Raw genomic sequence first — 5151 nt, 5'->3', positions numbered from 1 at the left:
ACACGCTTCGACAAGCTCGCCGTCCGCTACGAAGCCACCATCCAACTCACCCTGATACGGCAAACACTCTGACCACATCTCAAACACGCCTTAGGCTAGGGAGCATGAAGATCAGGGTCCGTGACGCTCATCCAGCCGACGTCGAATGGATGAGCGACAACACCGAGGGCTGGACGGTCACCGTCGAGAAGCAGGAGGGGGCCGCCTCCCTGGCGGAGGCGCTGCACGCCCTGATCGCCGAGGATCCCGACCAAGGCGTGTGTATGGGATGGCTTCATCTCCAGCCTGCAGCGCGCGGCAGGCGACGATCCCGGCTACGTCAGGCTCTACGAGCTCCGCGTTTCCCCCGAGTTTCGAAAGACGGGAGTGGCACGCGCCTTGGTCGAGGACTTGTTCGCTCGGGTGTCCAACCAGCAGATCATGTTGTCCGCGTGGGACCGCGAGCTGTACGAGGTGTGGCTCAAGCTCGGATTCACTTACATCCCTGAACCCGGTGAAACGCCAGGGTACCGCGGCTACTACGGCGACATGGTGCGCCCTCCGGTACAAGCTCCGTCCTGAAGGTCCAGGCTTCGTCCGCCCGCTCACATCTTCAGCAGGTCATGGCGGGCGGGTTCCTCCGCTCATAGCGTCCTGTCACCTCTACTGGTGCGACGACGAGAGGGACACCGGCGGCGGTCGCGATGGTCCTCTGCGCGAAGATGGGTGCGTGGACGAAATCAGCGCAACGGAACAGGCGGCATCCCAGGACAGCGGGTCCGGTCGGCCTACCCCCGTCTCGATCGACTACCCGCCGGTCCGTAATGGCGTCGATTACCTGGCCAGCGTCGTTCAGCACCTCGGCTCACCTGCCCTAACCCGCGGCGAGGAGTACCTTCCGGGCCCGCGCTCAGTCAAGTACGCGGTCCTTCACCTTCAGGCAGCCGTAGAGGTGCTGCTGAAGGCGCGCCTGCAGCGCGAACACTGGAGCCTGGTCTTCAGTAACCCCGCCACCGCAACGCGCGACAGCCTCGCCGACTTCTCCTTCGAGAGCTGCACCACCAACGCAGCCGTGGAACGGTTGCGCAACATAGCCCAGGTCCCTATCGGCGCCGCGGAGGCCAAGGCACTCAAGGACCTCGCACGAGACCGGAATGCCCTTCAGCACTACGGCTTCCAGCACAACGTGCGCGCTGTTGAATCCCGCGCAGCTATCGTCCTCGACTTCCTAATGCGATTCCTGGACACCGAGCTGCTCCCGAAACTTGGCCCCGACGAATTGGCATCGATCCACCCGGACCTCGAGATGGCCCGGACACGTCTCACCGACATCAAGTCCTTCGTCCGCCAGCGCATGAACCGGCTACGCGGCAACGATCTGGCCGGCCTTGAGCGTCGCACCGCCCACTGCACCGAATGCCGGCAGGACGCACTAGTTGTCGACGCCGATGGAGCGCGGTGCCACTTCTGCTCCGTAGCCTGGACCGTGAAGCAACTGCTGGCTGACGTCTGGCGCGACCCCGACCCTCAAGGCAGCCCCGGCATGGACTGTCCGTCTTGCCACGCCCATGCGCTCCTCGACTGCGCCGTATTCGTGCATCCGTCGAGTAACAGCGCAATGTACTGCCTCGTTTGCACCAAGGAGTTCGACGACCTTGGCCTGTGCAAGGGCTGCGGCTGCTTCTGGCCCAAAGACGACGAGAACTTCAAGATCACCGGTCAACTGCTTTGCACCGACTGCCAGGACCGGATCCGGCGAGAAGAGGACGAGAAATACTGGCAGTAAAACGGACGGTCATCCGCTTCCGGCTCAACGCCCAATTTCCGCTCCACCTCAGCGAGTAGAGGTGGACTCAGTGCTTCGGCAACGTCAACCGCCTTCGGAGGGCGTCGGCCGTACTGTCTCTTTGAGGCTGCGTGCATCGCGACTCCCCAGGCGCCGTCGGCCGCGGCGCGATTGTGATTGCCTGGGATCCGCAGCGCGCAGCCTGGTCCCAGCGTCGGCGCGGGGTGCTGGGGCGCGGAGAGGAGTGGACGGGGCCCGTGCGGGGACTGTTTCCGAGCGGCACCTATGGGAAAACGGCGGCCCTGCCCGTTGACGTTCCTGCTCAGCAAGTGTCGACCTCACGTCCGCGGTGATGCTCCGCAGGGCCACAAGCCGTTCGTCAATGCCGGTCACGAATGGGCGAGTAGTCAACACGGTGTCAGCCCGTCAAAGCCAGATTGAGCGCCGGTTCGTTCGAAGCCATGCGGCTCTGATCAGTTCGTGTCGGTGTGCCGGGGCCAATGGGAGGGTTGCGCAGTGCCGTCCCTGACGGGGGTCTGACTCATGAGATCTATGACCGAAGTGTCCAGTCACAGGCGTGTCGACCGCTATGCAGCCTGAGAGGTCTTCAACCTGGCCCGGGCGGTCTCCACCGACCCCCAGTCATTGGGGTGTCTGTGACAGCGCGTGTGATTTGAGGGGCCCCGTCTGATGGTGCCGACGGGGACCTGTGTTCGGCGGACGGGCAGGGGAAGACCCGGCGCGAGATCATCCGCTGCCTGCAGCGGAATGTCGCTCGGGGGGTCTGTCGACTGGTCCAGGAACAGCGTCGAAGCCCGGGCTGCCTATTGACGAGATGTGTTCCGGTTGGTCACCGACGGCAACACCAGCCCTGCATTGCTTCGCGCCGAGGGGGCATCGGGTCTCGCCCTCGATGGGCCCGTACGAGAACGGTCACTCAGGACCGGCGCTGTGCTCGAAGCGGCAGGATTCTCAGGGCCAGCACGGTGCCGTCCGGTTGAAGTGAGAGGGGACTGGTACGCCCGTCAGCCCTTTGCTCAATCGTGCTTCCACGCACCGGGTTTGGCGGATCGCGTGTCAGCCGGATCCCCGTTACACGCCTGAGGAGCGGTCGTTGACGGGGCATGAGCGACGCTTGTGAATCTCCTGCGGCCCCTGGATCCTCGAACTCCCCTGTTTCCGTTGCGGCGCACGACGACTCGAACGAAGCCGTTGTCAGTGCGGTCCGGCAGCTTACCCGCGGCACAGCCTGGACGGTGGTGGGAAAGGTACCGTTCGACTTCCCCGCCTACCACCCCCAGGGCATCACCCGAGGCCACGATCACCGCCTGTACGTCTCGACCGCGGAGATCGTCGAAGCGACCCGGCCGTACGACAGGCCCGTGCACGGCTACGACCGCTCCCCAGGCCGGGGCGTGGGGCACGTGTTCGTCACGGACACCGGCGGTGCGGCACTCGGCCACACGACCGTGGGTGAGGGGACCGTCTACCACCCCGGCGGCATCGACTTCGACGGCGAATCCCTGTGGGTACCCACCGCCGAATACCGGCCCGATTCGCACTCCATCGTCTACCGGGTGGACCCCGACACCCTCGCAGTTCACGAGGCGTTCCGCTTCGACGACCACATCGGCGGCATCGTCCGCGACCGGCAGACCGGCTTGTTGCACGCCGTCACCTGGGGATCCAGGCGCCTGCTCACCTTCACCACCGACGGGCACCTCACCCACCAGGCCGACAACAAGAGCCACTTCGTCGACTACCAGACGTGCGTGACCGCGGGCAGCGGCCACATGGTGTGCACCGGCGTCGCCGAATACCCCCTCGCGGACGCCGCCGCCTTCAGCCTCGGCGGTATCGCCGTCGTCGACATCCAGTCCGGCCGGATCGAGCATGAGGCTCCGGTGACGGCCCTGTCACCGAACGGCCGCGTCGTCACCTACAACGCGGTCCACCTGGAAAACGACGGCAGCGTTCTGCGGATGTTCGCCGCCCCCGACGACGGCGAAGCGCCGGGCGACTCCCACCTCCTCATCCTGGAGACGCCGCTGGCATGACCTCCGGACTCGCGGGCGACAGCCGACCGGAGCACGTCCCTGTCACACCCGTACGGCCAGGAAGTAGAGCCCGCAGTACATCAGCTCACCGCCCAGCTCCGAACTCAGGCTGTCGGGGGTGAAGCGACGCCGGTAGATCGGGTACGTCGTCCCGTCGACGGTTCGCCGCTCGGTCTTCTCCTCGTGCCGGTCACCGTCACTGCGCAGGTCGATCACGATCAGCTCGCGGGCCGTACGACGCGCTTCGGCGAGGAAGACGGCCCGCTCACGCGGTCTCAGCAGTCCATAGAAGTTGCCGGTCACCAAGCGGTCGAAGGCGCCGGTGCCGAACGGCAGCGGCGGAAACAGTGCCTGCACCTGCCGCACCCCCGGCACCCGGACACGCGTCAGTGCCAGCATCTCCACGCTCTGGTCCAGGGCGACGACCTCGCCGCGCAGAAACTGCGTCCACACTCCCGTCCCACAGCCGACGTCCAGCACCCGCCCGCCGGGCAGCGCGGCGAGCAGTTTCCCGATCTCGGCCGTCTCACGGTCCAGTCCAGCGTTCACCACATGGTCGCCGCGATAGCTGGTCTCGTCGTAGACCGGGGCACGATGCCGGTAGTACCGCTCCCGCATCACATCACGCATGGCCCGACAGCTACCCCCGGCCGAACAGAGAACAAACGGCACGCTGCCACCCGGCATCGGAACGGCCGGGAACGGACCCGGTCTGGCCGGTGGAGCCCGCTTGCGGCCGCAACGATGCTTCGCCACGCAGGCGCCGGCGGCCCTTCCGGCGCCACCCGGGTCGCCCGGCAATCGCCGGGAAGCCGACGAGCAGCAAGCGGCGGACGCAGCCGAAGCCACCAGGGCGGCGACGGCACCGGCGGTGCCCGCGGCACCAAGGGCGGCGACGGCAACTACGACAACGGCCCCCGCACCCAGGACGGATTCGGCGGACCGGCCGGACGCGGCGGCACCGGGGGCGCCGCGCCCACTGGCCCCTACGGCGCAGGCGGCAACGGAGGCACCGGGCATCGGTCCGGACAGTGCCGTCACCCTGCTGATCACCATGGGCGACAACCCTCAACGCCTGGGCAGCGAGGCGTCCTTCGCGGCGCTTTGCGGGGTCAGCCCTATCGAGCACTCTCGGGCCGACACCATCACCGCCGGCTGAACCGCGGCGGCGACCGGCAGGCCAACGCCGCCCTCCACCGGATCGCGCAGACCCGCCTGCGCTTCGACCCAGGCCTGATAGGGCTCTTTGAATCTCCCCACCCCCTGATCTGCGGTGGGCCAAACCTGCTCAGTTGATCTCCCCACCCATCGTGTGACCAAGCTTGGGCA

At 66.6% G+C, this 5151-nt stretch carries 4 protein-coding genes and 1 pseudogene; 4 read left to right on the top strand and 1 reads right to left on the bottom strand.

Translation table 11 applies throughout. The features are described from left to right. The first annotated feature begins 243 nt into the window (after nt 1–243). The 3 genes from AB0I10_RS40165 (at nt 244) to AB0I10_RS40155 (ending at nt 3822) form a co-directional block, all read left to right on the top strand. On the top strand, nt 244–561 hold the full coding sequence (locus AB0I10_RS40165; protein WP_363157694.1) for a GNAT family N-acetyltransferase: 318 nt from the start codon (nt 244–246) through the stop codon (nt 559–561). 148 nt (nt 562–709) lie between these two features. Beyond that, nucleotides 710–1765 (top strand): hypothetical protein, encoded by a 1056-nt coding sequence (locus AB0I10_RS40160; RefSeq protein ID WP_363157693.1) that lies wholly within the window; start codon nt 710–712, stop codon nt 1763–1765. A 1124-nt stretch (nt 1766–2889) separates the two neighbouring features. Continuing rightward, complete coding sequence (locus AB0I10_RS40155) at nt 2890–3822, top strand: DUF6454 family protein (protein WP_363157692.1); 933 nt, start codon at nt 2890–2892, stop codon at nt 3820–3822. A gap of 42 nt (nt 3823–3864) precedes the next feature. Here the strand turns inward: AB0I10_RS40155 and AB0I10_RS40150 are convergent, their stop codons facing one another. Then, a complete protein-coding gene (locus AB0I10_RS40150) occupies nt 3865–4452 on the bottom strand; it encodes a class I SAM-dependent methyltransferase (protein WP_363157691.1) in 588 nt (195 codons plus the stop codon). A 388-nt stretch (nt 4453–4840) separates the two neighbouring features. Between AB0I10_RS40150 and AB0I10_RS40145 the strand changes: the two are divergent. Then, a pseudogene (locus tag AB0I10_RS40145) lies at nt 4841–5049 on the top strand (transposase); the annotation flags it as partial. Nucleotides 5050–5151: the final 102 nt, after the last annotated feature.

This window comes from Streptomyces sp. NPDC050636, assembly GCF_040654775.1.
GTDB lineage: Bacteria > Actinomycetota > Actinomycetes > Streptomycetales > Streptomycetaceae > Streptomyces.
This window is presented reverse-complemented; position numbering and strand designations above follow the sequence as displayed.